The sequence below is a fragment of the Shinella sp. WSJ-2 genome, from assembly GCF_003432075.1.
GTDB lineage: Bacteria > Pseudomonadota > Alphaproteobacteria > Rhizobiales > Rhizobiaceae > Shinella.
This window is the reverse complement of the sequence record NZ_QWBU01000003.1, coordinates 52,154-76,744: the sequence shown is the minus strand read 5'-3', so window position 1 is coordinate 76,744 and position 24,591 is coordinate 52,154. Positions and strand designations below refer to the sequence as shown.

At 64.6% G+C, this 24,591-nt stretch carries 21 protein-coding genes; 6 read left to right on the top strand and 15 right to left on the bottom strand.

What is annotated here, in order from left to right; genetic code table 11:
- Positions 1–92: 92 nt before the first annotated feature.
- The gene (locus D0Y60_RS07990; protein ID WP_117368615.1) at positions 93–1,832 is read right to left on the bottom strand and encodes a response regulator; all 1,740 of its coding nucleotides are present in this window, start codon (positions 1,830–1,832) and stop codon (positions 93–95) included.
- A gap of 265 nt (positions 1,833–2,097) precedes the next feature.
- Here D0Y60_RS07990 and mutL point away from each other — a divergent pair, with 265 nt between their 5' ends.
- Together mutL and D0Y60_RS07980 are read left to right on the top strand one after the other, a co-directional pair.
- On the top strand, positions 2,098–3,903 hold the full coding sequence (mutL, locus tag D0Y60_RS07985; RefSeq protein WP_117368613.1) for a DNA mismatch repair endonuclease MutL: 1,806 nt from the start codon (positions 2,098–2,100) through the stop codon (positions 3,901–3,903).
- A 76-nt stretch (positions 3,904–3,979) separates the two neighbouring features.
- Positions 3,980–4,213, top strand: coding sequence for a DUF2093 domain-containing protein (locus D0Y60_RS07980; RefSeq protein WP_199564147.1), 234 nt, complete (start codon positions 3,980–3,982; stop codon positions 4,211–4,213).
- Here the strand turns inward: D0Y60_RS07980 and lpxK are convergent.
- The 6 genes from lpxK to D0Y60_RS07950 form a co-directional block, all read right to left on the bottom strand.
- Complete coding sequence (gene lpxK / locus D0Y60_RS07975) at positions 4,210–5,259, bottom strand: tetraacyldisaccharide 4'-kinase (protein WP_117368609.1); 1,050 nt, start codon at positions 5,257–5,259, stop codon at positions 4,210–4,212. The two genes, D0Y60_RS07980 and lpxK, sit on opposite strands and share 4 nt — an antisense overlap.
- Positions 5,260–5,370: 111 nt before the next feature.
- Complete coding sequence (locus D0Y60_RS07970) at positions 5,371–6,105, bottom strand: HAD family hydrolase (RefSeq protein WP_117368607.1); 735 nt, start codon at positions 6,103–6,105, stop codon at positions 5,371–5,373.
- A 14-nt stretch (positions 6,106–6,119) separates the two neighbouring features.
- Positions 6,120–7,436, bottom strand: coding sequence for a lipid IV(A) 3-deoxy-D-manno-octulosonic acid transferase (waaA, locus tag D0Y60_RS07965; protein WP_117368605.1), 1,317 nt, complete (start codon positions 7,434–7,436; stop codon positions 6,120–6,122).
- 122 nt (positions 7,437–7,558) lie between these two features.
- Entirely contained in the window at positions 7,559–7,795 is a 237-nt protein-coding gene (locus D0Y60_RS07960) for a DUF4170 domain-containing protein (RefSeq protein WP_117368603.1), read from the bottom strand.
- A 113-nt stretch (positions 7,796–7,908) separates the two neighbouring features.
- A complete protein-coding gene (locus D0Y60_RS07955) occupies positions 7,909–8,712 on the bottom strand; it encodes a 3'(2'),5'-bisphosphate nucleotidase CysQ (RefSeq protein WP_117368601.1) in 804 nt (267 codons plus the stop codon).
- Positions 8,713–8,715: 3 nt separating this feature from the next.
- Positions 8,716–10,062: a TldD/PmbA family protein gene (locus D0Y60_RS07950; RefSeq protein WP_117368599.1), complete on the bottom strand. Its 1,347-nt coding sequence runs from the start codon at positions 10,060–10,062 to the stop codon at positions 8,716–8,718.
- Between the two features lie 109 nt (positions 10,063–10,171).
- Between D0Y60_RS07950 and D0Y60_RS07945 the strand changes: the two genes are divergently transcribed.
- Positions 10,172–11,965 (top strand): monovalent cation:proton antiporter-2 (CPA2) family protein, encoded by a 1,794-nt coding sequence (locus D0Y60_RS07945; RefSeq protein ID WP_245409119.1) that lies wholly within the window; start codon positions 10,172–10,174, stop codon positions 11,963–11,965.
- On the opposite strand, the gene D0Y60_RS07940 is transcribed toward D0Y60_RS07945, so the two are convergent.
- Genes D0Y60_RS07940 through D0Y60_RS07930 form a run of 3 tightly spaced genes read right to left on the bottom strand, consistent with a single transcriptional unit; the run spans position 11,962 to position 15,312 of the window.
- The gene (locus D0Y60_RS07940) at positions 11,962–12,831 is read right to left on the bottom strand and encodes a patatin-like phospholipase family protein (protein WP_117368595.1); all 870 of its coding nucleotides are present in this window, start codon (positions 12,829–12,831) and stop codon (positions 11,962–11,964) included. The genes D0Y60_RS07945 and D0Y60_RS07940 overlap by 4 nt on opposite strands.
- Before the next feature lie 24 nt (positions 12,832–12,855).
- Positions 12,856–13,416 carry a 16S rRNA (guanine(966)-N(2))-methyltransferase RsmD gene (gene rsmD, locus D0Y60_RS07935; RefSeq protein WP_117368593.1) on the bottom strand — a complete coding sequence of 187 codons (561 nt, stop codon included), beginning with the start codon at positions 13,414–13,416 and terminating at the stop codon, positions 12,856–12,858.
- A 6-nt stretch (positions 13,417–13,422) separates the two neighbouring features.
- Entirely contained in the window at positions 13,423–15,312 is a 1,890-nt protein-coding gene (locus D0Y60_RS07930; RefSeq protein WP_117368591.1) for a pseudouridine synthase, read from the bottom strand.
- Between the two features lie 70 nt (positions 15,313–15,382).
- Between D0Y60_RS07930 and D0Y60_RS07925 the strand changes: the two genes are divergently transcribed.
- Positions 15,383–15,826 (top strand): nucleoside deaminase, encoded by a 444-nt coding sequence (locus D0Y60_RS07925; RefSeq protein WP_117368589.1) that lies wholly within the window; start codon positions 15,383–15,385, stop codon positions 15,824–15,826.
- On the opposite strand, the gene D0Y60_RS07920 is transcribed toward D0Y60_RS07925, so the two are convergent.
- The 5 genes from D0Y60_RS07920 to D0Y60_RS07900 form a co-directional block, all read right to left on the bottom strand.
- The gene (locus tag D0Y60_RS07920) at positions 15,827–16,312 is read right to left on the bottom strand and encodes a GNAT family N-acetyltransferase (RefSeq protein WP_117368587.1); all 486 of its coding nucleotides are present in this window, start codon (positions 16,310–16,312) and stop codon (positions 15,827–15,829) included.
- 4 nt (positions 16,313–16,316) lie between these two features.
- Entirely contained in the window at positions 16,317–16,934 is a 618-nt protein-coding gene (locus D0Y60_RS07915) for a hypothetical protein (protein ID WP_117368585.1), read from the bottom strand.
- Positions 16,935–17,107: 173 nt separating this feature from the next.
- A complete protein-coding gene (gene ileS / locus D0Y60_RS07910; protein WP_117369644.1) occupies positions 17,108–19,999 on the bottom strand; it encodes an isoleucine--tRNA ligase in 2,892 nt (963 codons plus the stop codon).
- Positions 20,000–20,241: 242 nt separating this feature from the next.
- The gene (locus tag D0Y60_RS07905; protein WP_117368583.1) at positions 20,242–21,222 is read right to left on the bottom strand and encodes a bifunctional riboflavin kinase/FAD synthetase; all 981 of its coding nucleotides are present in this window, start codon (positions 21,220–21,222) and stop codon (positions 20,242–20,244) included.
- Between the two features lie 19 nt (positions 21,223–21,241).
- Positions 21,242–22,090 carry a TIGR01459 family HAD-type hydrolase gene (locus D0Y60_RS07900; protein WP_117369642.1) on the bottom strand — a complete coding sequence of 283 codons (849 nt, stop codon included), beginning with the start codon at positions 22,088–22,090 and terminating at the stop codon, positions 21,242–21,244.
- A gap of 318 nt (positions 22,091–22,408) precedes the next feature.
- Here D0Y60_RS07900 and groES point away from each other — a divergent pair, with 318 nt between their 5' ends.
- Together groES and groL are read left to right on the top strand one after the other, a co-directional pair.
- A complete protein-coding gene (gene groES, locus D0Y60_RS07895) occupies positions 22,409–22,705 on the top strand; it encodes a co-chaperone GroES (protein ID WP_117368581.1) in 297 nt (98 codons plus the stop codon).
- A gap of 53 nt (positions 22,706–22,758) precedes the next feature.
- Positions 22,759–24,399: a chaperonin GroEL gene (gene groL / locus D0Y60_RS07890; protein WP_117368579.1), complete on the top strand. Its 1,641-nt coding sequence runs from the start codon at positions 22,759–22,761 to the stop codon at positions 24,397–24,399.
- The last annotated feature ends 192 nt before the right edge of the window (positions 24,400–24,591 follow it).

The following is a 24,591-nucleotide window of genomic DNA, read 5'->3' as shown; positions in this document are numbered from 1 at the left end:
CCTCAACCTAAAGCTTTCCGCTTTCGCGGAACTTGCCTCGAGCATTTCCGGGTCCTCCGACGCCGCAGCGACCTTGCTTTGGCCAAAATGCTCTACGCGACAGACTTCTCCAGCTTCCCGGCGGCATAGCGCCGATAAATCCCTTCGATCATATCCGGGCTGACCGGCTTGGTGATGTAGTCGTCCATGCCGGCATCCATACAGTTCTGCATGTCGACATTGAGCGCCTGGGCGGTGACGGCCACGATGGGCGTATGGGTTCCGGTCAGCTCCTCCGCTTGCCGGATTTCCTTGGCCGCATCGATGCCGTTCATCACGGGCATGGAGATATCCATCAAGACGAGACGGGGCTGATGTTTGCGCCAGAGCATCACCGCCTCCTCGCCATTCTCGGCGATGCGGTGCGAGATGCCGAGGCCTTCGAGAATCTGCGAGAAGACGAACTGGTTGATCTGGTTGTCTTCGGCCACGAGCACGTCGATATCGCCCACGGCGGCCGGCAGCATGGCGGTGATATCGGTCGCAATATACCAGTCGTCGGAGAGAGAAACCGGGGTAACGATGTCGCCGAGCGGTGAATCGTTTTCCGACAACAGCTCATGTTCCTCGACCAGCACGCGCATGAAATCCGGGCCGATGCCGCCGGGCGTGATCGTCCGCGTGGCGATGCCATGGCTGTTGCCGGCCATAGCCTCGTGATCCGGCATATTGTCGTCGAGAATGATGAGATCGATTGCAACGTCGTGCTTTGCGGCGAGCGCCAGGAAGCTCTCGAATTCATGGCGGCTGCGCACCGCGCAGCAATCGCCGCCACGTGCTTTGAACTCGCCGACGAGAATGTCCTCGATGCGCGTGTTGGTCGTGGCGACCAGCACGCGCTTAGCGGGCACGCCGCGCAGGTCGTCCGCGCCGAGCTGTTCCAGCAGAAGACGGCGTTCGGCATCGCGCACCGGATCGAAGCAGTTCTGCCCTTCGACGAAGCCGCCCGCTACGCGCAAAAAAGCGTCCTCGCCGTCGGTCGCAGCGCCGCCACCGGCGACCAGCGCCGTCACATCGTCCATGATCGTCACGACGACGTGATGACCCGGCGCGCCGATGCGGTGCTTGCGGGTCAGGATGTAGAGATCGGATCCGTCCGCGCGGATGACGTGCTCGGGCAGCAGAAAAGGCTCGCCCGTCTCCAGCACGTGGCGGTCGCTGCGCTCGATACGCTCGGCGTTTTCCGCATCCGCCAGATCCCACACCGTGCGGCCGAGAATGCCCTCAGGCGTGGCGTTGTAGATGGTGCAGAAGGCCTTGTTGGCCGCAATATAGGCGAGGTTGCGATCCTTGACGATGACGGGCGACGGCAGCGTCTCGAGGATCGCTTCCGTCAGCGCGATGCGGTCGAGATCGGAGCGCCACTGCTCTTCCTGCTTCTTCTGCTCGGAGACATCGACCAATGTGGTGACGTTGTAGCCGTTCGGCAGGCGGCGCTTGCGGAAATGCAGCCAGCGGTCGCGGCTCAGCCGTTCAACCGCATCATATTGTTCGCGCCAGTGCACGGAAATCTGCGTGGAAACCCATTCCTCGCGGTTGACCGCCTTGTGGCGCTGTTCCGGGGGAATGCCGTAGCGAACGCCGGTATCGAAGATCGCGCCGAGCACGTCGCGCAGGCGCGTGCCGGGTTTCAGCGTATCGGCATGAATGGGAAAATAGCGCAGGACCTGGCGGCTGGCGAAGACGAGGCAATCGTTCTTGTCATAGACGATCACGGCGGCGGCGAGGGTATCGCACACGGCCTCGAGCATTCCCAGCCGGATGTGCGCGTCTGACGACGCTACATCATTCATGTGGCAGTCCTCGCCTGTCTGGCATTCCCGTGAACATGCTGAACGGCGCGCAAACGCCTTGGGACATCGGGAATGACAGCGGCCAGCGACGCTGAAATCGTCCACCGGGAGACCCCGGCAAGCTTGCGGTCATACAAGCGCAGATGCACGTTCGCAGCATTTTATTAAAGCCTGATTAAACGATTTCAGCCGGTTATGCGGGATGAGCCGGGATAAGCGGCGGCGGCCACTGGCGGGACGGCGGCGAATCCGCGAAAATGGCGGCATGACCATCAGGCAGCTTTCCGAAACCCTCATCAACCAGATCGCCGCCGGCGAAGTGATCGAACGCCCGGCGAGCGCCGCCAAGGAGCTGATCGAGAATGCGCTGGATGCCGGGGCGACACGCATCGAGATCGCCACGGCCGGCGGCGGCAAGACGCTGCTGCGCGTCACCGACAATGGTGGCGGCATGGGGCCTGCCGATCTGGAACTTGCGATCCGCCGGCACTGCACTTCCAAGCTCGACCAGGATCTCACCGACATCCGCACGCTGGGTTTCCGTGGCGAAGCCCTGCCCTCGATCGGCTCGGTGGCGCGGCTTACGCTCTTGAGCCGCACGGCCGAGGCCGGCGAAGGGGCGGAGATCAGCGTGACCGGCGGAAAGGTGGAGCCGGTGCGTCCGGCGGCGGCCAACCGCGGCACCGTGGTGGAAGTGCGCGACCTGTTCTTCGCGACGCCCGCCCGCCTGAAATTCCTGAAGAGCGAGAAGGCCGAGGCCTCGGCGATCTCGGACGTGGTGCGGCGCATGGCGATCGCCTTCCCGCATGTGCGTTTCGTTCTCTCCGGCTCCGACCGCACGACGCTGGAATTCCCGGCGACCGGGACGGACCGGCTTGCCCGCATCGCGCAGGTGCTCGGCCGCGATTTCCGCGACAATGCCATCGAGATCGAGGCCGAGCGCGAAGGCGTGCGGCTGACCGGCTTTGCCGGCGTGCCGACCTTCAACCGCGGCAACAGCCTCAACCAGTTCGCCTTCGTCAACGGGCGGCCGGTGCAGGACAAGCTGATCTGGTCGGCGCTGCGCGCCGCCTATGCCGAGACCATTCCGCACGGGCGCTACCCCGTCGCGGTGCTCGCCATCGACATCGATCCGGCGCTGGTCGACGTCAACGTGCATCCGGCGAAATCCGACGTGCGCTTCCGCGATCCCGGCCTGGTGCGCGGCCTGATCATCGGTGCGATCCGCGAAGCGCTCGCCCGCGAAGGCGACCGCGCCTCCACGACAGGCGCCGCCGGCCTGATGCGCGCCTTCCGGCCCGAAGCGCAGCGGCCGTCCACGCCCTGGACCCCGTCCGCCTCGCCCTACCGGCCTTTCGCTCACGCAGCGGCACCGGCAACATCCTTCCGCGAACAGCAGGCGGGCTTCGCCGAATTCGCCAGCCCCTCCGCCCGCAGCGAACCGGTTTTCACACAAGCCTCCCCCACCCGCGAAGAAGAGCAGCCGCAGAACCATCCTCTCGGGGCGGCCCGCGCGCAGCTGCATGAGAATTACATCATCGCGCAAACGGAAAACGGCCTCGTGATCGTCGACCAGCACGCGGCGCATGAACGCCTCGTCTTCGAAGCGATGCGCAATGCGCTGCATGCGCGCGCCGTGCCGGCGCAGGCTCTGCTGATCCCCGAGATCGTCGACCTGCCGGAGGACGATTGCGACCGGCTGGTCGCCCATGCCGACGAATTCGCCAGGCTTGGCCTCGGCATCGAGCGCTTCGGGCCGGGGGCGATTGCGGTGCGCGAGACGCCGGCCATGCTCGGTGAGATGGATGCGGCTGGCCTCATCCGCCAGCTGGCCGACGAGCTTGCCGAATGGGACACGGCAAGCGGGCTGAAAGCCAAGCTCGACTATCTCGCCGCGACCATGGCCTGCCACGGTTCGGTGCGCTCCGGCAGGCGCATGCGGCCGGAGGAGATGAACGCGCTGCTGCGCCAGATGGAGGCGACGCCCGGCTCCGGCCAGTGCAACCACGGCCGGCCGACCTATATCGAGCTGAAGCTTTCCGACATCGAGCGGCTGTTCGGCCGAAGCTGAACCGGAAAGCACTGGAATTTTGGCCTTCGCCGCGATATGGCATAGGCATCACATGAGACGGATACTGAAATCGATGATGAACCGTTTTGAAGGCCGCGGCGGCAGCCGGGAAGCGAAGATCCGCTATCTCGACGGCGATTTCCAGATCCTGATGCCGGGCTCGCATGTCACCTGCGCCATGACCGGCGAGACGATCCCCGTCGACGAACTGCGCTACTGGAGCGTGGCGCGGCAGGAAGCCTATGCCAGCTGCGCCGCCTCGCTTGACGCCGAAAAGCGCGCCGGCGCGTTGCCGAACCAGAAGCGTTAAGCCTTATCCTTTTCCGCCAACCGGTGCAGCTTGCGCTTCCGGGCGCTGGCGATTGCCGCGTCGATGATCGCATCCGGCCCCTTCGGGTCGTCGAAGCGGATTTCCACCTCGATCACCCGGCTCTTCTCCTTCAACTCCTCCGAGCGGCCATGGCCGCCGGCTAGGCGTACGCTGTCCTTGGCCGTGGTGACGAGCTGGTAGTCATGCGCCAGCGCATGATCGAGCAGGTCCTCGACCTCGTCATCGCTGAGATAATGATGATCGGGAAAGCTGCGCGACACATAGAGATGCGCGCCCGTCTCGCCCACCGTGCGGAAGAACTTTTCGTTGTCGGCGATACCCGACCAGGCCATGACGACCCGATCCCGGAGATCCTCGGCGCCGACGGTGACGAGCGTCGCCGAATGGATCGCCTTGCCGGCGCGCGCCGCCTGGCGGATCAGCGGGTCGGCGGCATCGCCATTGCCGATGGCCAGCAACGCATTCGCCTGGCGCATCTGCTCACCAATCGGTGCGCGCACCGGACCACTCGGGACGAGATAACCGTTGCCGATGCCGCGGCGCGTGTCGATGACGACGAGCGCATAGTCGAAGGTCAACCGGGCGCTCTGGAAGCCATCATCCATGATGATCAGGTCGGCGCCTTCTTCCACCAGCTTCATCGCGCCTTTCACGCGCTTGCGGGAAATGACGGTCAGCGCCTCGCGGGCGAGCAGCAAGGGCTCGTCGCCGACGGCGCGCGCGCGGTGGTGGTGCGGATCGACGACGGTGGTGATGTCGAGCGAGCCGCCATAGCCGCGCGAGAGGAAACCGGGTTTCAGGCCGCGTGCCTTGGCCGCGCGAGCCAGTGCGATGGCCGTGGGCGTCTTGCCGGCCCCGCCGACGGTAAAGTTGCCAACGCAGATGACCGGCACCGGCACCTCGGCGCGGCGGCCGTTGCGCATGCGCCTTCCGGCGATCAGCCCATAGAGGCGCGACACCGGCCACAGCGCATAGGCGCGCCAGTCCGCCTTCGTCCACCAGAACGGCGGCGCTTCACTTACCATTGCAACTCCCCACGAGCATCCCGGCCCGGTCCACGCGCAGAAAACGCGAGACGGCGGCGAAAATCAACCGCCGGGGAGCGCAGGACGGTTTCAAACGGGCAGAAAGACCGCTCACGCCGCCGGGCGCGCGACCGCGGCTTCCGGGAAGAGCGGCACGAGTTCGGTGATATCGTTAAGGCAATAGTCGGAGGCGGCGGAGAGTGATTCCCGCGAGCCCGTGCCGGTCAGCACCGCGATGGTAAGGCCGGTGCCGGCGCTGCGGCCCATGTGGAGGTCGTGGTTGTTGTCGCCGACCATGGCGATCTGGTGCGGCTCGAGCCCGGTCGCGGCGCAGAAGCCGAGCACCATGCCGGGCTCCGGCTTGACGCCGTAGCCGCTGTCATAGCCGGCGACATAATGCAGGTAGCCGTCGAAACCGAAGCGCTTGGCGGTCGCACGTATCGAGGCCTCGTTGTCGGAAGAGGCGACGCCGAGCCAGTAGCCGCGGGCATGCAAGGTGGCGAAGAAATCGGCAAGGTCCGTCACGGCGACGGCAAGTTCCGAGGATTTGGCGAAGAGGCCGTCGAACAGTTCGGTCAGGGCCTCGATGGTAAAGGGTGCGCCGGCACCGACGAAGCCTTCGGCGATCTCCACCGTGTTGCCTGCGGCAAGCAGACTGTCCGGCGTGACATAGCCGGTATCCGGGTCCATGCCGCCCGCGATCAGGAGCTTGCGCGACAGGTCCGCGTCACCGGCGGCGGCGATGCGGGCGAGTTCGTAATTCACCGGGATCCAGCTCTTGGCATAGTCCAGCAGCGTACCATCCTTGTCGAAGAGAATGCCTGATATCGTCGCTGCCTTCGTCATGCTGCCCAGTCCTTTCAGGACGTCTGGCGCGGATGCAGCCGCGCCTTCACGGTGAGGGGATTGATATAGGGTTCGAGGCCCTTGATCGTGGCCTTCAGCGCGCCGCGCATCTCCTGCACGGTCTCCTGCCCTGCATCGATCATCTGCCTGCGCATCGCCTCGTTGGTCAGGAGATAGTGCACACCCTTGGCCAACATTTCCACGTCGCGCACCATCTTGGCGCTGCCGTTGCGGGCAAGCTGCTGGTAGGCCTCGCGGAAATTCTGCACATTGCCGCCCGACAGCACCGCGCAGCCAAGCATCGCCGGCTCCAACGGGTTCTGCCCGCCCTCGGCGGTCAGCGAGCGGCCGACAAAGGCGATTTCGGTCATGCGCAGGTAAAGCCCCATTTCGCCGATCGTATCACCGAGAAAGACATCCGTGTCCGATGCCAGCGCGTCACCGCGTGTCCGCCGTGCGACCTTCAACCCGCGCGCCGTCAGCATGTCGGCGATGGCATCGCCACGCTCGGGATGGCGCGGCACGATGATGGTGAGCAGACCCGGCGAACGCTCCTTGAGCGCGCGGTGCACATTGCCGGCCGCTGCCTCCTCGCCCTCGAAAGTCGAGATCGCCGCCCAGGTGGGACGCCCCTTGATCTGGTCGCGATAGGATTTCAGCACGGCAGGATCGGCCGGCGGCGCGTCCGTATCGACCTTCAGGTTGCCCGAGACCAGGACCGGCAGGGCGCCGAGCGTGCGAAATCGCTCCGCATCGGTTTCCGACTGGGCAATGACCAGCGCGAAATTCTCGAAGATCGCATCGGCGAACGACATACGCCGCTTCCAGCGCGGGAAGGAGCGATCCGAAATCCGGCCGTTGACCAGCACCTGTGGGATATGGCGCTTGCCGAGTTCCAGGATAGTGGTTGGCCAGATTTCAGACTCCGCCATGATGGCGAGGTCGGGATGCCAATACTCCAGGAAACGGCTGATCGCCGGCTTCATGTCGAGCGGCACATATTGATGGATGACATCGGCGCCAAGCCGTTCCTTGACGACCTTCGCCGAGGTGATCGTGCCCGTGGTGAGCAGCACCGCGATGCCGCGGCGGCGCACCTCCTTGACCAGCGGCACGATGGCGAGCGTTTCGCCCACACTTGCCGCATGGAACCAGACAAGCGGGCCGGAGGGGCGCGGAACGCTGCCGAAGCCGTAGCGCTCGCGGCGGCGCGACCGCTCCTCCTTGCCCTTCGCGATGCGGTAGGCAAGGTAGGGGCCGACGATCGGATAGAGCGCGACGCCACCCCAGCGGTAGAGCGACAATGCTGCACGGGCGAGCCGTCTGCTCATCGGGTGCGCACCTTGGGGCTGGATACCTTGGCTGTGGCTTTCGGGAAGTTCGGGGTCATGGAGGTCAGGCTCCTCGGTTCAGCGCGACCGCACATCGCGCGGAACAATGGCGAAAACGCGTCTCAGCCCTGCTGCGGATCCAGCAGGCGGTGCATATGCACGATGAAATAACGCATATGCGCGTTGTCGACGGTCTGCTGCGCCTTCGACTTCCAGGCGGCGAGCGCGCTGGCATAGTCGGGGAAGATTCCGACGATATCGAGCTTGTCGAGATCGCGGAACTGCAGATCGGTGAGGGTCGTCAGCTCGCCGCCAAAAACGAGATGAAGAAGCTGTTTGGGTTCTTTCGAGTCGGTCATGTTTCTCTCATTTTGTTCTTGCGCACGTCCAGACGGAAAACCAGTTTCCCCTTTTCTGAACGTGCTCATTGTGCCGATTTCGGCAGACGGTTTGCGGTATTCCGCACCAAAGGTCAATGGCCGGCAAGGTGCCGGGAGGCCGCGACAAGCCCGGAAAGCCGGGACAAACCGGACGCGCACAGCGTGTCGTGGCTGACGACCGGCCGGTTGTAGGAAAGCGGGGCGCCATCGAGCGTCACAAGCCCGCCGCCGGCCCGCGCCAGGATGAGATCGGCCGCCGCCAGATCCCAGTCATGCGCATTGCGCTTCACCAGCGTCGCATCGATCCGCCCGTCCGCCACCATGGCAAGCCGATAGGCGAGCGAGGGCACATGCGAGATGCGGTGCACGCCACCGTCCATGTGGCCTTGCAGGTCGTGCGCCATGTCCTCGGGTGCGGCGACCCGCGTCGGGCGGGCGGCATCGGGCTCGGTCGCAGCAATCGGCTTGCCGTTCTTCAGCGCCGGGCCGTTTTCAGCCGCCGTGAAAACCTCGTCGAGCGACGGGGCAAAGAGCACACCCGCAACGGGGCGTCCCTTGTGCACGACGGCGGCGCTGACGCACCAGATGTCCTTGCCGGCGATGAAGGCGCGGGTGCCGTCGATCGGGTCGATGACGAAGACCGTCTCGCAACCGAGCCTGTTGGCATCGTCATCCGTCTCTTCCGAAAGCCAGCCGTAATTCGGCCGGGCGGAGAGCAGTTCCTTCTTGAGGATATCGTTGGCCGCGAAATCGGCGGCACTCACCGGCGAGCGGCCACCGTTTTTCCACCACACCTCCGGCCCCTTGCGGAAGAAATCGAGCGCGCGCGCACCGGCAAGGCGCGCGGCACCGACGAGGAGGTCAAGATCGGCTGTCCATGGGGTGGCGTCGGCCATGTCTCACGTCCCGGCCAGCGTCATGCCCTCGATCGCCAGCGTCGGGGCCGCGACGCCGAACGAGCGGTCGATATCGTTGGCCGGCGTTATGCGCAGGAACATGTCGGCAAGGTTCGAGGCGATCGTCACTTCCGAGACGGCGAAGGTCAGCTCTCCGTTCTCGATCCAGTAGCCCGAGGCGCCCCGGCTGTATTCGCCCGTCACCATATTGACGCCCTGGCCGATCAGCTCGGTGACGTAAAAGCCGTTGCCGACGGAGCGGATCAGGTCCTCTGGCGAGATATCGCCCGGCTCCAGCGCAAGATTGGTCGAGGCCGGATTGACCGAGGTGCCGCCGCGCACGCCGCGGCCATTGGTCTTGAGACCAAGCTCGTTGGCGGTGGAGGTGGAGAGGAACCAGTGCTGCAGCACGCCGTCCTCGATCATGGCGAGGCGCTTGCCTGTAATGCCTTCGCCGTCGAAGGGACGCGACGAGGAGCCACGCACGATCAGCGGATCGTCGGTGACGGAAAGGCCCGATTTCAGCACCTGCTGGCCCATGCGGTCGCGCAGGAAGCTGGTCTTGCGGGCGACGGAGGCGCCGTTGATGGCGCCGGCGATATGGCCGGCAATGCCGCGTGCGACGCGCGGATCGTAGACGACGGTGACATTCTTGGCCGTCGGCACCTGGCGCGGATTGATGCGGCGCACGGCGCGTGCCGCCGCCTCGCGGCCGATTTCTCCGGCATCGCGGAGCTCGGCGAAATAGAGGGTAGAATCGAAATCGTAGTCGCGCTCCATCTTCGTGCCTTCGCCGGCGATGACGCTGACGGAACGGCCGAAGCGGCTGGCGCTGTAGGCGCCGGAAAAACCGTGCGAGGTGGCGAGCACCAGCCCGCCCATGCCGGCCGATGCCCCGGCGCCGCCGGAATTGGTGATGCCGGAGACTGCAAGCGCCGCAGCCTCCGCAGCAAGCGCCGCTTCGCTCAGCTGATCGGCGGAGACTTCGGTCGGGTCGTAGAGATCGAGGTCCGGCCAGTCCTTCGCCAGGTCGCTTTCGGCCGCAAGGGTCGCATAGGGGTCTTCCGGCGAGGCCTTGGCCATGGCGACGGCGCGCTCTGCGAGCACCTTGAGGTCGAATCCGGGATTGGCCGAGACGCTGGCGACACGCTTGCCGACGAAGACGCGCAGCGAAAAGTCGTCGCTCTCGGAGGCCTCCGTGCCTTCAACCTTGCCGAGCCGCACGCTGACCGAGGAGGAGCGCCCACGGACCACAACGGCATCGGCCGCATCCGCCCCCGCCTTGATGGCGCGGTCGATAAGTTCACCGGCGCGCGCGAGAAGGCTTGCGGAATCGATCGTCTGTGACATGACTTGGCCTTTCTTTGATGCCCCATTTATTGTGCGCCGACACAGGCATCAAGGGCGAGCGTTGTTTTTTGCCTTTCCACCCTGTGCCCTTCCTGAGAAAGCTTGCCGCATGGCCTATACCCACAGCCCCTATAACGAGGTCCTCCTGATGCTCGGGGGTGCCCTGCTCGCCGCGCCGATCTTCAAACGGCTGGGGCTTGGCACGATTCTCGGCTATCTCGCGGCCGGCGTGGTGATCGGCCCGATCCTGCACCAGATTCGCGACGGCGAGGAGCTTTTGGGCGTCGCCGAACTCGGCGTCGTCTTCCTGCTCTTCCTCATCGGCCTTGAATTGAAGCCTTCGCGCCTCTGGGCGATGCGTCACGATATCTTCGGGCTCGGCGCGGCGCAGGTCATCGTGACAGGTCTTATTCTGGCGGGCCTGACCCTGGCGACGGGCATCGAACAATGGGACGGCGCGCTGATCATCGGCTTCGGCCTCGCGCTCTCCTCGACCGCCTTTGCCATGCAGATCCTCGACGAGCGCGGCGACACCAACACGCGCTATGGCCAGCGCGCCTTTTCCATGCTGCTGCTGCAGGACCTCGCCATCGTGCCGCTCTTGGCGCTGATCCCGCTTCTCGCCGAGCAGGCGCCGGAGGACACGACGAGCGCCTTCGAGGATTTCATGGTCGCGCTGGCGGCCATCGCAGCCCTTCTTGCCGCCGGCCGCTATCTGCTCAACCCGCTGTTCCAGATCATCGCGCGCACTGGCGCGCGCGAGGCGATGATCGCCGCCGCCCTCTTCGTCGTGCTCGCCGCCGCCATGCTCTTGCAAATGGCCGGTCTCTCCATGGCCATGGGCGCCTTTCTCGCCGGCGTGCTGCTGGCCGATTCCTCCTATCGCCACGAGCTTCAGGCCGATGTGGAGCCTTTCCGCGGTATCCTGCTCGGGCTGTTCTTCATGGCCGTCGGCCTGTCGCTGCATCTCGACGTGATCTTCGACCGCTGGCTGCTCATCCTCGTCGCCACACCGGCGCTGATGCTCGTGAAGAGCCTCGTCGTTTACGGCCTCTGCCGCTTCACCGGCTCGCCGCACAATGATGCGGTGCGTATCGCGCTCGTGCTGCCGCAGGGCGGTGAATTCGGTTTCGTGCTGTTCAGCGCCGCCTCGGCCGCCGGCATCTTCTCCGGCGGCCTCGCCTCGCTGCTGATTGCCGTCGTCACCATCTCCATGGCGCTGACGCCGATCGCCGCCGCCCTGTCGCGCTTCCTGCTGGTCGAGGATCTGGAGGAAGAGATCGAAGAGGATTTCGAAGGCGCGGGTGCCGACGTGCTGATGATCGGCTTCTCGCGCTTCGGCCAGATTGCCGCACAGATCCTTCTCGCCGGCGGGCGAGAGGTGACGGTCATCGACCATTCGACGGACCGCGTGCGTCAGGCGGCGAACTTCGGCTTCCGCATCTATTTCGGTGACGGCACTCGCAAGGACGTGCTGCGCGCCGCTGGCATCGAGCGCGCCAAGATCGTCGCGATCTGCACGCAGGGCAAGGCGACGACCGACCATATCGTCGATCTCGTACAGTCGGAATATCCCAACGCCACCGTTTTTGCCCGCTCCTACGACCGTATCCACACGCTCTCGCTACGCGCCCGCGGCGTGCAGCACGACGTGCGCGAAACCTTCGAATCCGCCCTCGTCTTCGGCAAGGAAACGCTGGAGGAGCTGGGCGTGGAGCCGGACGATGCGCTCGCCATCAGCGACGACATCCGCCGCCGCGACGTGGCCCGGCTGGAATTGCAGGCCGCCGAGGGGATTTCGGCGGGGCGGCATATGCTGCATTCGAAACCGGTGAAGCCGGAGCCGCTGGTGAAACCCAAAAAGAAGGCGCAAGCGGAGGCGGACGAGGAAGAAAGCGCCTAACCGCGTGCAAAAAGCCGTTCGCTGAGCGCCCGCTTCAACTCATCGCGAATGTCCGCCGAGGCTGCCAGCACCTCTTCGGCCTTTGCGAAATCCATCACGCGGAAGCGGCCGACATCGGGGCGCAGGAAGATGTCGGGGGCGCCCTTTTCGAGTTTCAACGTCACGATTGAGCGCATGGTGAGTTGGGTGGCGCCGTAAAGGCTGTCGATGCTGCCGGGCACCTCCGCCGTGCCGGCCGGCGGCTGGCCGACCACGTCGACGCCGATGGTGATATCCGCCTTGCCGGCGAGATGATCGAAGGGCACCGGGTTCCACAGGCCGCCATCGATCATCACCCGCCCGCCGATCACGACGGGACGGAAGATAGCAGGCAAGGCTGCGGAGGCCGCGACGGCCGGCAGGAGCGGACCGCTCTCCAGCACGCATTCGCACTGGGCGTAATAATCCGCCGTGATCACCTTGAGCGGGATCGGCAGCTCTTCGAATGTGTGCGGCAGGCGATCGGGCAGGAAGACCTTCAGCACGCGCTCCAGATTGAACTGACCCATGCGGAAACCGCCGGCTACCATTTCCGAAAGGCCTGACGGGCGCAGGCTCCAGAGCCGGTTCATGATCTGGCCGGGACGGCCGATGGTCGCCAGCGTGTGCTCGCGGATCTCGCGGCCCGTCATGCCTGCCGCCATCGCCACACCCATGATGGCGCCGATGGAGGCGCCTGCGATCAGCACCGGGCGGATACCGAGTTCGTCCAGCACCTCGATGACATGGATATGGGCAAGTCCGCGCGCACCGCCGCCGCCAAGGGCGATGGCAACCGTCGGGCCGTTGTTTTCAGAGGCGGGGCGGGAAACGAGGGCATCGGTCATCGCTCAAGTCTCCTCAAAGGCAGATCAGCTGGAGCGGTAGCGGTAGAAATGCATGCGTGTATCGCCGAAGGTCCTGACTTCGAGATGGTCGAAACCATCGACGGCAACGGGCTGAATATCGGCGCGCTCTTCGAGGATCGCAAGGGCGCCATCGACGAGCCAGCCGCCGCGCGCCGCCGCATCCAGCGCCTTTTCGCCGAGACCCTTGGCATAGGGCGGATCGGCGAAGAGGAAATCGAACGGCTCCATCGTGCCGACGGTGCCGAGCGCGGTTGCATCGCGGCGAAAAATCTTGGCGCGGCCAATCACGCCAAGGCTTTCGATATTGGAATGCAGGAGCCCCCTGCCCTCGACGCCCTGCTCGACGAAGAGCACGGCGCGTGCCCCGCGCGACAGCGCCTCAAGGCCGACGGCGCCGGTGCCCGCGAAGAGATCGAGCACGCGCGTGCCGTCGAGCGCCTCGGGATAGGCATGGTTCAGGATGTTGAACAGGCTTTCGCGCGTGCGGTCCGTCGTCGGCCGGATATCATCCGACTTCGGCGTCGCGAGCGAACGGCCGCGAAACTCTCCGCCGACGATCCGCACGCTCGTTTACTTTCCCTTGCCGCGCGGACGGCCGCCGGCCGGCTTGCCACCGGTGGGACGCCCACCCGGCTTGCCGCCAAAGGATTTTCCACCGCCCGGCTTGCCGCCGCCCGGCTTCGCACCGAACGACTTGCCACCATCACGACGGGGCGGACGATCTCCGAAGGAACGTTCCCCCTCGGCGCGGGGCTTGCGGTCACCGCGCGCCGGACGGTCGCCATAGGCGCGCTCGCCTTCCGCGCGCGGCTTGCGATCCCCAAAGGAACGGTCGCCACGCGGCGGACGGTCACCGAAACTGCGGGGCGCACGGTCGTCGCCGGCGCCAGAGCGCTGGCGGCCGAAGCCGCCGCGACCTTCGTCACGGCCTTCCGTCTCGCTGGCGCGAATCCACTCGCCATCCTCGTCGCGCGTCTTCAGGATACGCGGCTTCTCGACCTTGTCGCCGCCGGAACGGCCGCGGGCAGGTCCCTTGCGATCGGGATCGAATTTCTTGGCCGAACGGGTCTGCGCGCCATCGGCGGTGCGGCCGTAACGCTTGGTCTTCGGCGCGCCTTCGGGACGTTCGCGCGGCTCGCGCTTTACCGTCTCCTCAGTCTCCGCCTTCTTTTCAGCGACCGGACGCGCGCCGGGCGCCATCCAGACATTGGACTTGCGGGCACGCGCCGCCGGCTCGTGCTTCGGCTTGGCGTCGAAACGGTTGCCTTCGTCGCGATCGCGGAAATCGCGGTCACCGCGGGGCTTGTCGCCAAAACCGCGGTCACGGCCACCACTGCGCGGCTTGTCGCCGAAACGGTCGTCGCGCTTGGTGTCGAGACGGGCGCGGGCCTGCTCGCGGCGGTCGCCAGGCTTCTCGTCGCGGGCCGGACGTGCGGCCGTCTCGCGGGTCTTCTTCGCCGGTGCCTCGTCCTCGTCGCCACCCTTGTGGTCGAAGAGCGGGGCGTCGAAATTGGCCTTGGCTTCCTCGATGAGGCGGGGGCCGAGCTGGTCGCGCAGCGTGCGGCCGCGCACTTCCTGGGCATGGCCCTCGGGCAGCTCGCCGAGCTGGAACGGGCCGTAGGAAATGCGGATCAGGCGGTTCACGTCGAGGCCGAGCGCGCCGAGCACGTTCTTGATCTCGCGGTTCTTGCCTTCGCGCAGACCCATGGTGATCCAGACATTGGAGCCTTGCGTCTTGTCGAGCGTCGCTTCGATCGCGCCATAGAGCACGCCGTCGACGGCGACGCCTTCCTTCAGCTTGTCGAGATCGGCCTGCTCGATCTTGCCATGGGCGCGCACGCGGTAGCGGCGCAGCCAGCCGGTCGTCGGCAGTTCGAGCATGCGGGCGAGACCACCGTCATTGGTCAAAAGCAGCAGGCCTTCAGTGTTGATGTCAAGGCGGCCGATGGACATGACGCGCGGCAGGTCTTCGGGCAGGTTTTCGAAGACGGTCGGGCGGCCCTCCGGATCGGCATTGGTCGTCACCAGGCCGGCCGGCTTGTGGTAGAGCCAGAGGCGCGTGCGCTCGATGCCGCGGATCGGCATGCCGTCCACTTCGATGCGGTCGGCAAACGTCACGTTGACGACGGGCGTCTCCAGCACGGTGCCGTTCACGCTGACGCGGCCTTCCATGATCATGCGCTCGATATCGCGGCGCGAGGCGACGCCTGCGCGGGCGAGCAGCTTGGAAATGCGCTCGGGCGCCAGCTCGGCGCTGGCCGATATCTGCGGCGCGGGCTTGGCCGCACGGGCCGGCCTTGCATCGCGCGGCCCGGATTTTTCGGTGAAAGGCTTCGCTCCCGGCTTCTTGCCGGCTGCAAAGGGTTTCTTGCCCGCGGCCGCCGATGCGGCGCCACGCGGCTTGGAATCGCGGCCCGCGGGCTTGCCGCCCGGCCGTTTCGGCTTGTCTTTGAATGTCATTTGTGCTGCCTGCGTTTTGCCGTGTCCTATCAGGTCAGGCGTCCGGGGTTAAGAGGAATTCGTGTCGTCAATGACAAATCGCTTCATGGAGACCGCTTTGGCCGAGGCACGCGCCGCAGGCGAGCGCGGTGAAGTGCCCGTCGGCGCGGTGCTGGTGCTGAATGGCGAGATCATCGCGCAGGCCGGAAACCGCACCCGCGCGGAAAACGACGTGACAGCTCATGCCGAGGTCGCCGTCATCCGCGAAGCCGCGAAAAAACTCGGCCAGGAGCGGCTGACAGGGGCAGATCTCTACGTGACGCTGGAGCCCTGCACGCTCTGCGCCGCCGCGATTTCCTTCGCCCGCATCCGCCGGCTCTATTATGGCGCCGATGATCCCAAGGGCGGCGCGGTGGAAAGCGGCGTGCGGTTCTTCGCACAGCCGACCTGCCATCACGCGCCGGATGTCTACTCCGGCCTGAGCGGCACGGAGGCCGCCGATATTCTCAGGGATTTCTTTGCTGGGAGGCGGTAGTCAACCTTCGGCAAAGGCCTTCAGCTTGTCGCCCCACAGGCGATAGCGCAGCCATTCCGGATGCGGCTCGGCACCGATCGCGTCATAGACGCGGATCGCCGGTTCGTTCCAGTCGAGCACACTCCACTCGAAACGGCCGCAGCCTTCCTCGATTGCCGTGCGCGCAAGATGGCGCAGCAGCATCTTGCCGACGCCGCCGCCGCGATGGGCGGGCGTGACATAGAGGTCTTCGAGATAAAGACCGTTCTTCGACTGCCAGGTGGAATAGGTCTTGAACCAGACGGCGGAGCCCGCCGGATCGCCATCGACGGTCTCGCAGATCGCCGCGCGGCTGATCGAGCCTTCGCCGAACAGAGAGGACGCAACGCTCTCTTCCGTCGCGGCGACTTCGTGCAGCGCATTTTCGTAATCGGCGAGTTCGCGAATGAAACGCAGGATGATCGCGGCATCGGCCGCGACCGCAGGACGGATACGATAGGCGGTCATGATCTTAGAACGGCCACCACTTGGAACCGGTCTGCTTGGCGGCTTTCGCCTCCTTCTTGCGGCGGCGTTCCTTGACCTTTTCCGGTTCGCCGAGATCGGCCTGAGCCTCTTCGGGCATACGGCGGTAATCCAGCGGCGGATCGCTCAGATAGCGGCGCTTGTCGGAATAGGCGCCCTGCTGGATGCGGCGGCCCTCACGATAGGCGGCGGTCTGCTGGGCGGTCGTCAGGTTGTGGTTCGTGGTCGACTGCGAGGCGAGCGGCGAACGGTAGTGGCTGTTGTCCTTGTTCTCGTCGGCCTCGGCGCGCAGGCGGTCGCGCATGTCTTCCGGGCTCTCGATCCAGCCGGCATTGTCCTTGCTGGCGACGGACTGCTGCGGCGTGACCAGCGCTTCCTTGTTGCCCGGCACGACGAGCGCGCCGCGCGGCTGGTAGCGGATTTTCTTGGCGGCATCGGCATCCGGCGTCTGGATCATCACGGCATTGCCGATATCGTCCAGCAGCTGTTCGCCGGAGGACTTGCTCGTGCCATAGGTCGGGCCCATGCAACCGGTGAGGAGAAGGCTTCCGCCAATGAGGCCGAGAAGTCCGGCATGCACCCGAATATGTCGCATCATTCCCATCAAACCCTTCCAGCAGAGCCGGTACGCCGAAACCCAAGCAGGCAATAGACTAGCGTGCCATGGCGGAACAATCCGACCATTTTCAGGCAGCAATAGCGGATGAAAACCGCAAGCGCAATTCACACGCTGGTGTTGGCGGCCGGAATCGCCGGCCGTCAACAGAGTGACGGTTCTTACGCCGCGCGGCGAAAACCGATTTCGCGCAGTGCCGCGGCGTCGCGCGCCGAGACGTCGGGATAGTCCGCATCCGAGCCGACATCCGTGGTGATGCGCCAGGACCGGGCGCATTTCTGACCTTCTGCCAGTTTCGGCTCGACCGAGACCTTGGCGACGTCGCCAAGGCGGAATGCCTCCGCCGGCCCTTCACCGGCAACCAGCGTGATGGCCGAGGTGATGCAGATTTCAGCGAAATCCTGACCGTCGAGTGCTGCGAGAAGCTCCGGATCGGCGATGTGCACGACCGGGGCGGCTTCCAGCGAGGCGCCGATGCGTTTTTCACGACGCTCGATTTCCAACGCGCCCGTCACGACCGAGCGAACCCGGCGGATCTTTTCCCACTTGGCTTCGAGCGCATCGTTGCGCCATTCGGCCGGGACCTCAGGGAACTGCTCGAGATGGACCGACACGGCATCGGGTTTGCGCGACAGCCAGGCCTCTTCCATCGTGAAGGGCAGCATGGGCGCGAGCCAGGTGACGAGGCACTCGAACAGCTTGCGGATAACGCAGAGCGCGGCGCGGCGCTTCAGCGAGGACGGGGCGTCGCAGTAGAGCGCATCCTTGCGGACGTCAAAGTAGAAGGCCGAGAGCTCGACATTGGAGAAGTCGATGAGCGCGCGTGCGATCTTCTTGAAGTCGAAGGCGTCGTAGCCCTCGCGCACGAGTGCGTCGAGTTCCGCCAGCCGGTGCAGCATCAGCTGTTCCAGCTCGGGCATGTCGGCATGGGCGATCTCCTCGCCAGTGTCGTGCGCCAGCGTGCCGAGCATCCAGCGCACTGTGTTGCGCAGCTTGCGATAGGCGTCGATATTGGTCTGGATGATCGTCTTGCCGAGGCGCTGGTCTTCCCAATAGTCGGTCGTCATGACCCAGAGGCGCAGGATATCGGCGCCCGATTCCTTCATGACGTCCTGCGGCGAGACGACGTTGCCCTTGGACTTCGACATCTTCTCGCCCTTCTCATCCATGGTGAAGCCATGGGTGACGACGGCGTTGTAGGGCGCGCGGCCGCGCGTCGCGCAGCTTTCGAGCAGCGACGAATGGAACCAGCCGCGATGCTGGTCTGAGCCTTCCAGATAAACGTCGGCCGGCCATTTCAGGTCCGGACGGTCCTCCAGCGTGAAGGTGTGCGTCGAGCCCGAATCGAACCAGACGTCGAGGATGTCCATGACCTGCGTCCACTTGGCCGCGTCGTGGTCGTTGCCGAGGAAGCGCTCCTTGGCGCCCTCGGCGAACCAGGCATCGGCGCCCTCTTTTTCGAAGGCATCGAGGATGCGGGCATTCACCGCGTCATCCACCAGAACCTCGCCATTCTCGTCGGCGAAGACGGCGATCGGCACACCCCAGGCGCGCTGGCGGGAAAGCACCCAGTCCGGACGGCCCTCGATCATGGCGCGCAGGCGGTTCTGGCCGGAAGCCGGCACGAAGCGGGTATCGTCGATGGCCGACAGCGAACGCGAACGCAGCGTCGTGCCATCGCCGAGTTCCTTGTCCATATAGACGAACCACTGCGGCGTGTTGCGGAAGATGACCGGCTTCTTGGAGCGCCAGGAATGCGGGTAGGAATGCTTCAGGCGACCGCGGGCAAACAGCGTGTTGGACGCTATCAGCGCCTTGATGACGCGCTCGTTGGCATCGCCCTTCTTGCCGTTATCGTCCATGACGCGTGCGCCGTCGAAGCCGGGGGCGTCGGCGGTGTAGAAGCCGGCGTCGTCGACCGGGAACGGGATCTTGGACGAGATGCCGCGCGCTTCCAGTTCGCGGGCCTTCGACGTCCAGGCGTCAAAGTCCTCGCGGCCGTGGCTGGGCGCGGTGTGCACGAAGCCGGTGCCGGCATCGTCGGTGACATGGTCGCCGTCGAGCAGCGGAACCGGGAAAGTGTAACCGAGGTCCTTCAGCGGATGGGCACAGGTGATGGCGGCGAGTTCGTCCGCATCGACGTCGCGCAGGAACTTGAAGGTGAGCTTCGCCTTGGCAGCGGCCTCATCGGCGAGACGCGTCGCGAAGATCAGCTTTTCGCCTGGCTGCGGGCCGAAATCGTTCTGCGCGCTTTCGACCTCGAACAGGCCGTAGGGATAGCGCGTGGAAAACGCGATGGCGCGGTTGCCGGGGATCGTCCAGGGCGTGGTCGTCCAGATGACGACGTAGTTGTCCTTGAGATCGGCAGCCCCCTCCACGATCGGGAACTTCACCCAAATCATGTCGCTCTCGACGTCGGCATATTCGACTTCGGCTTCGGCCAGCGCCGTGCGCTCGACGACCGACCACATAACGGGCTTGGAGCCGCGATAGAGCTGGCCGCTCTTGGCGATCTTCAGCAACTCGCCGGCGATGCGGGCTTCGGCGTGGAAGGCCATCGTCGTGTAGGGATTGTCGAAATCGCCCTCGATGCCGAGGCGCTTGAACTCGTCGGTCTGAATCTTGATCCAGCCGGAGGCGAAGTCGCGGCATTCCTTGCGGAATTCGTTGACGGGAACCTCGTCCTTGTTCTTGCCCTTCTCGCGATACTTCTCCTCGATCTTCCATTCGATCGGAAGGCCGTGGCAGTCCCAGCCGGGCACGTAGTTGGCGTCGTAACCGCGCATCTGGAACGAGCGGTTGATGACGTCCTTGAGGATCTTGTTCAGCGCATGGCCGATATGGATGTTGCCGTTGGCATAGGGTGGGCCGTCGTGCAGCACGAATTTTTGACGGCCGGCGGCGGAAGCGCGCAGCTTCTTGTAGAGACCCATCTGCTGCCAGCGGGCCACCGTTTCCGGCTCCTTCTGCGGCAGGCCGGCGCGCATCGGAAAATCCGTCTGCGGCAGGTAGAGGGTGGCGGAATAATCGATTTTTTCGGGCGTATCGGTCATGGATATGGCTATCGTCTTTTTCGCGCGCATTGTGCGCATGCGGGGAGAATGTCAGGTACTGACGGCGGGGGCGTTTTCGAAACGCCCGAAATCCCGGACCTTCCGGCCTCGCTCAGAGCGCGCGGAAGGCCGGGCCACTAATTCGCAGATCGATGGTCAGCCGGTGGAGCATCATGCGCGCGGTCTTACGGCGTTTTCATTGCTTTGAAAAGACGGGGCAAGCCGGAAAGCCGTGGTTCCCGTCAGAAACAGAGCCGCTGGTCGATGACCCCGAGCGGCTTGACGCCTGCGAGGAGCGCCCGCGCCTCCTCCTCGTCGCGCTTCATCTGCACCACCAGCGCATCGAGGCCGTCGAATTTCAGTTCGTCGCGCAGATGGCCGAAGAAGGAGACGGCGGAGACTTCGCCGTAGAGATCACCGGTGAAGTCGAACAGGAAGGTTTCCAGCAGCGGGGCGCCGTTCGAGGTCACCGTCGGACGCCGGCCGTAGCTGGCGACGCCGTCATGCAGGCTGCCGTCGGGACGGCGGAAGCGGACGGCGTAGATGCCGTTGCGCAGCTCCACCTCCGGCGGAAGCTGCATATTGGCGGTGGGGAAACCCAGCGTGCGGCCGAGCTGTTGGCCGCCGACGACCTCGGCCTCGACCGTGTAGTGATAGCCGAGCAGGCCGGCCGCTTCGGCCACCGCGCCCTCGCCGAGCAGCTTGCGGATGAAGCTGGAGGAGATGACCGAGGCGTTCTCGTCGCGGAAGGCATCGACCAGCGTCACGCCGAAACCGTTGTCCTGACCGGCGGCCATCAGGAAGGCCGGGCCACCTTCCCTGCCCTTGCCGAAATGGAAATCGAAACCGGTCACGACTTCGGACGCATGCAGCCAGTCCATCAGGACGGTGCGGATGAAATCATGCGCCGAGATTTCGGAAAAGGAGCGGTCGAAGGGATATTCAATGACGGCCGAAAAGCCCATGCCTTCGAGGAGACGCGCCTTGAGCGGCGCAGGCGTCAGGCGGAAGACGGGTGTATCCGGGCGGAAGACGGTGCGCGGATGCGGCTCGAAGGTCAGGACCAGCGCCGGGATGCCGCGCTCTTTGGCGATCTCCAGCGCCCGCTGCAAGACCGCCTGATGGCCGCGATGCACGCCGTCGAAATTGCCGATGGCGATGACGCCGCCGCGCAGATGCTCGGGCAGCGGCTGTCGGGTTTCGTTCCTGTGAAATACCGTCATGACGACCGTCTCCGTCCCGTCACTGAAGGCGGGGCATCCACCATTTCGGGTGGGTGTTTTCCTGGGCGAGGAAGGCGGCGAGCTTGGCCTCGTCGGTGCGGCCGGCTTCCACATAATGCTGGGCGTGAATGCCGCCCGAAATATAGAGCACGTCGAGGCCATAGGCTTCCGCGCCGCGCACGTCGGTCGGCATGCCGTCGCCAACGGCGATGACACGGCCGAGATCGAAGGCACCCCGCACGTCGCGCGCCTCGGAAAGCGACTTCTCATAGATCGGGCGATGCGGCTTGCCGGCGATCTGCGTCGTGCAGCCCAGTTCCTCATAAAATTTCGCCAGCGCGCCGGCGCAGGGAATGAGCTTGTGGCCACGCTCGACGACGAGGTCAGGGTTTGCGCAGATGAAAGGCAGCTTGCGCGCCGCAAGCGCCGTTAGCTCGTCGCGGTAGTCCTCGACTGTTTCCGTCTCGTCCTCGCGCAAGCCCGCACAGACGACGATGCCGGCCTCATCAAGACCAACGGGTTCGACGCCGAGACCATCGAGCAGCGGCAGGTCCTTTTCCGCACCGATGAAATAGATCTTCTTCGGTCCCTCGGCGATCAGCGCGCGCGTGACGTCGCCCGAGGTGACGATGCGGTCATAGGCATCGTCCGTGACGCCAAGTCCGCGGATCTGCACCTTCACGCCCGGATGCGGGCGCGGCGAATTGGTGATGAGCACGACCGTAAGCCCCGCCTTGCGGGCTTCTGCGAGCGCTTCGGTGGCGTAGGAGAAAGCCTCCACGCCGTTGTGCAGCACGCCCCACACGTCGCAGAGCACCACGTCGTATTGCGCGGCAATGTCGCGGAAGGATTGGATGCGTTCAGCCATCAGAATTCCCGTGTCGAAGTCGGAGCCCGGCTGACATTGCAAAGCGGGGCAAAGAAAACAAGCCTCTTCCCGCAATTTTGCCCTGCCCACAGGGAAAGAGACGGAGATTCACGCAATTGACTTGATGGCGTGCGACACCACCCCCATCTGCCCGGCCGCGGTAACCATCGCAGGCAAAATAATTTGAGAGCGGCGTTCTTGACTCATACAACGGCGGCGCCTACTTGAAGGCCGCTAGCACTCCTAAACGGTGAGTGCTAACATTAATCATCGGATCCATCAGGGATCCGCAATGTCATTCGATCGAGGGATTAGACAATGGCAAGCACCACCTTCCGCCCGCTTCACGACCGCGTCGTCGTTCGTCGCGTTGAATCCGAAGCAAAGACCAAGGGCGGGATCATCATTCCGGACACCGCCAAGGAAAAGCCCCAGGAAGGCGAAATCGTCGCCGTCGGCACCGGCACCCGTGACGACAAGGGCGCAATCGTTGCTCTCGACGTCAAGGTTGGCGACCGCGTCCTGTTCGGCAAGTGGTCGGGCACCGAAGTCAAGCTCGACGGCGAAGACCTTCTGATCATGAAGGAAGCCGACATCATGGGCGTCATCGGCTGACCTGCCGATAACTCTTTCCGCAATTCGCTGATACCTATTCAGGAGCTCTCACAATGGCAGCCAAAGAAGTCAAATTCGGCCGCACCGCGCGCGAAAAGATGCTGCGTGGCGTCGACGTTCTCGCAGACGCAGTCAAGGTAACGCTCGGTCCGAAGGGTCGTAACGTCGTTATCGACAAGTCGTTCGGCGCTCCGCGCATCACCAAGGACGGTGTTTCCGTCGCCAAGGAAATCGAACTGGAAGACAAGTTCGAGAACATGGGCGCCCAGCTCGTTCGCGAAGTCGCTTCCAAGACCAACGACATCGCCGGCGACGGCACCACGACCGCAACCGTTCTTGCCCAGGCTATCGTTCGCGAAGGCCACAAGGCCGTTGCCGCCGGCATGAACCCGATGGACCTGAAGCGCGGCATCGATCTCGCCGTTGCCGAAGTCGTCAAGGATCTCCAGGCCAAGGCCAAGAAGATCAACACCTCGGAAGAAGTTGCCCAGGTCGGCACGATCTCCGCAAACGGCGATAAGCAGGTCGGTCTCGACATCGCTGAAGCCATGCAGAAGGTCGGTAACGAAGGCGTCATCACGGTTGAAGAAGCCAAGACCGCCGAAACCGAACTCGAAGTCGTCGAAGGCATGCAGTTCGACCGCGGCTACCTGTCGCCCTACTTCGTGACCAATCCGGAAAAGATGGTCGCCGATCTCGAAGACGCTTACATTCTCCTGCACGAGAAGAAGCTCTCGAACCTCCAGGCCATGCTCCCGGTTCTCGAAGCCGTCGTCCAGACCGGCAAGCCGCTGGTCATCATCGCTGAAGACGTCGAAGGCGAAGCCCTGGCTACGCTCGTCGTCAACAAGCTGCGTGGCGGCCTCAAGATCGCTGCCGTCAAGGCTCCGGGCTTCGGCGACCGCCGCAAGGCCATGCTGGAAGACATCGCCATCCTGACGGGCGGCACGGTCATCTCCGAAGACCTCGGCATCAAGCTCGAAAACGTAACGCTCGACATGCTCGGCCGTTCGAAGAAGGTTTCGATCTCCAAGGAAAACACGACGATCGTCGACGGTGCCGGCCAGAAGGCTGAAATCGAAGGCCGCGTCGCGCAGATCAAGGCCCAGATCGAAGAAACCACCTCCGACTACGACCGCGAAAAGCTGCAGGAACGCCTTGCCAAGCTCGCCGGCGGCGTTGCTGTCATCCGCGTCGGCGGTTCGACGGAAGTCGAAGTGAAGGAAAAGAAGGACCGCATCGACGACGCCCTCAACGCGACGCGCGCTGCCGTTCAGGAAGGCATCGTACCGGGCGGCGGCGTAGCCCTGCTCCGTTCGTCCACGAAGATCTCCGCCAAGGGCGAGAACGCAGACCAGGAAGCCGGCATCAACATCATCCGCCGTGCACTCCAGGCCCTCGTTCGCCAGATCGCTGACAACGCAGGTGACGAAGCCTCCATCGTCGTCGGCAAGATCCTCGAGAAGAACGAAGACAACTACGGCTACAACGCCCAGACCGGCGAATACGGCGACCTGATCGCCCTCGGCATCGTCGACCCGGTCAAGGTTGTCCGCACGGCTCTGCAGAACGCAGCTTCGGTTGCCTCGCTGCTGATCACGACGGAAGCCATGATCGCCGAACTGCCGAAGAAGGATGCACCGGGCGGCATGCCCGGCGGCATGGGCGGCATGGGCGGCATGGACATGATGTGATAGGCGCAAGCCTATCGCAGCGTGACCATCAAGCTTCGCCCATGCACTAAAGTCGGTTCAGCGCGCCAAGCGCGCTGAACTGGCGGCGTGGACATGATGTAAGACCTTCGGGTCTTATATCTGAGCCATCCGGTTCAGTTTCGGAAAGGGCGGTCTTCGGGCCGCCCTTTTCATTTGTATGGTTCCCCGGTG